The 2397-nt window shown below is 41.8% G+C and carries 1 protein-coding gene; it reads left to right on the forward strand.

The annotated features are described in order from the left end of the window. Positions 1-2205 (forward strand): GH92 family glycosyl hydrolase (locus tag Q7U95_RS03035; protein WP_308751804.1); only part of this gene is annotated, 2205 nt, incomplete at its 5' end. Positions 2206-2397: the final 192 nt, after the last annotated feature.

Genomic DNA, 2397 nt, shown 5'->3' on the forward strand with positions numbered 1-2397 from the left:
AACCAATATTTTATGACCAGAACAACTAAACTTAAGATGAACGCAATTAAAGAAGTTTTGCTACTATCGTTGTTGTGCTTTATTGCTTTAAATTTAAAAGCCGAATCACCTAAACAACCTATCGATTATACCCAATACGCCAATCCCTTTGTTGGAGCGGCTGAGTTTGGACATTGTTTCCCGGGAGCATGTGTTCCTTTTGGGATGATCCAGGTTGGTCCCGAAACCGGGAACGGCAATTGGGCTTATTGTTCGGGCTACCAGTCGACCGATTCGTCGATCAACGGTTTTTCGCAGACAAGGTTGAACGGAACTGGTTGTCCTGATCTGGGCGATTTGCTCATGCTTCCTTTTACCGGTGAACCGGTTCGAAAAACCTACAAAAGCACTTTCAGCAAAACACAGGAACAGGCCAACCCCGGCTATTATTCGGTACAACTTTCAGACTTCGATGTTAAGGCTGAAATGACAGCAGCCGAACATGTTGCCATTCATCGTTATACTTTTAAGGGGAAAGAAAAGCCACAACTGTTGATTGATTTCCAGAGTGCTCAGGTTGGAGCAGAAAAACAATTGTATGACCATGTTTTGGATGCCAAAGTCAATATCGAAAACCCGACAACTGTTTCTGGTTACACGCGAACCAAGGTTTGGCTCGACCGTACATATTATTATGTGATTGAATTCAGCAAACCATACACTTCGAAAGTTTTGCTGTCAAAGCTCAAAGAACAGGAAAAAGCACCTCGTTACGTGTTCAGTTTCGATCTAAAACCCGGCGAAATATTACTTGTAAAGGTGGCTTTGTCTTTTACAGGGATTGATGGAGCTAGGAAAAATCTTCAGACAGAAATTAAAAACTGGGATTTTGAAAATATCCGGACAGCAGCTAAAAGTAAATGGAACGAACTGTTGTCGCGTGTTCAAATAGAAGGTTCTACGGAACAAAAGAACATCTTCTACACTTCGATGTACCATTTGTTTATTCAGCCTAACAATATTGCAGATGTGAACCAGCCTCCGTTTTATTCAACCTTGTCGTTGTGGGATACTTATCGCGCTGCCCATCCGCTTTATACCATTTTGGCTCCCGATCGGGTTGATGGTTTCGTGAATTCAATGCTTCATCAGTTTGATCAGCAGGGCTTTTTACCCATTTGGGCATTGTGGGGAAAAGAAACCTATTGTATGATCGGGAACCACGCAGTCCCGGTAGTCGTTGATGCTTACCTGAAAGGATTCCGGGGTTTCGATGCCGAAAAAGTCTATCAGGCGGTAAAGACTTCGCTGACTAAAAATCATCAGAACTCGGAATGGGAGGTGTATAATAAATACGGATATTATCCTTTCGACCTGATCAAAACGGAATCGGTTTCAAAAACACTCGAATCGGTGTTTGACGATTATTGTGCAGCCCAATTTGCCAAAGCGCTCAACAAAACCGACGATTACAATTTTTTCCTGAAACGCTCAACTTACTACAAAAACCTGTTCAACCAGCAAACCAAGCTGATGCGCGGAAAAGATTCGAAAGGCCAATGGCGAACACCATTTAACTCATTTGAGCTTTCTCATGCTTCAACTTCAGGCGGCGATTACACCGAAGGAAACGCATGGCAATACACTTGGCACATCCAGCACGATGTTCCAGGTTTGATCGATTTGATGGGCAACGCAGATTATTTCACCGCAAAACTTGATTCGCTTTTCGAGATGTCGAGCAAGAAAGAAGGCAGTGGTTTTGTGATGGATGTCACCGGTTTGATTGGTCAATATGCCCACGGAAATGAACCTAGCCATCACATTGCATATTTATACACTTTGGCCGGAAAGCCTTGGAAAACACAGAAACTGGTCAGGGAGATTTGCCAAACACAGTATCAGGATAAGATAAACGGTTTGTGCGGGAACGACGATTGCGGACAAATGTCGGCCTGGTACATTTTCACGAACCTGGGCTTTTACCCGGTAAATCCGTGCGGTGGCGAATATGTGCTTGGCGCTCCGCAATTGTCCAAAGCAACAATCAAGCTTCAAAATGGAAAAACATTTACCGTTGAAGCCGTTAATTTTTCAAAAGACAATATGTATGTGCAGTCGGTTGAGTTAAACGGGACTCGTTACACCAAACCAACAATTAATCAAGAAGATATTGTTAAAGGTGGAATCTTGAAGTTTATCTTGGGAAACCAACCTTCAGAATAATCTTTTTGAATTAGGCACTTACGTAATAATTAGAATAAATCAAAATCACTGATAATAAAGAATTTATGTTTTTGAATTTAAAATATATGAGAACGTTTTGTTCGCCCCCATGTACTATACAATCTGAAAGGCTTGTAACCATTAGCTTTTACGTTATTGGCTAAGTGCCTAATTCAATAATCTTTTTACGGT

This window comes from Candidatus Oleimmundimicrobium sp., from assembly GCF_030651595.1.
Classification (GTDB): Bacteria; Actinomycetota; Aquicultoria; order UBA3085; family Oleimmundimicrobiaceae; genus JAUSCH01.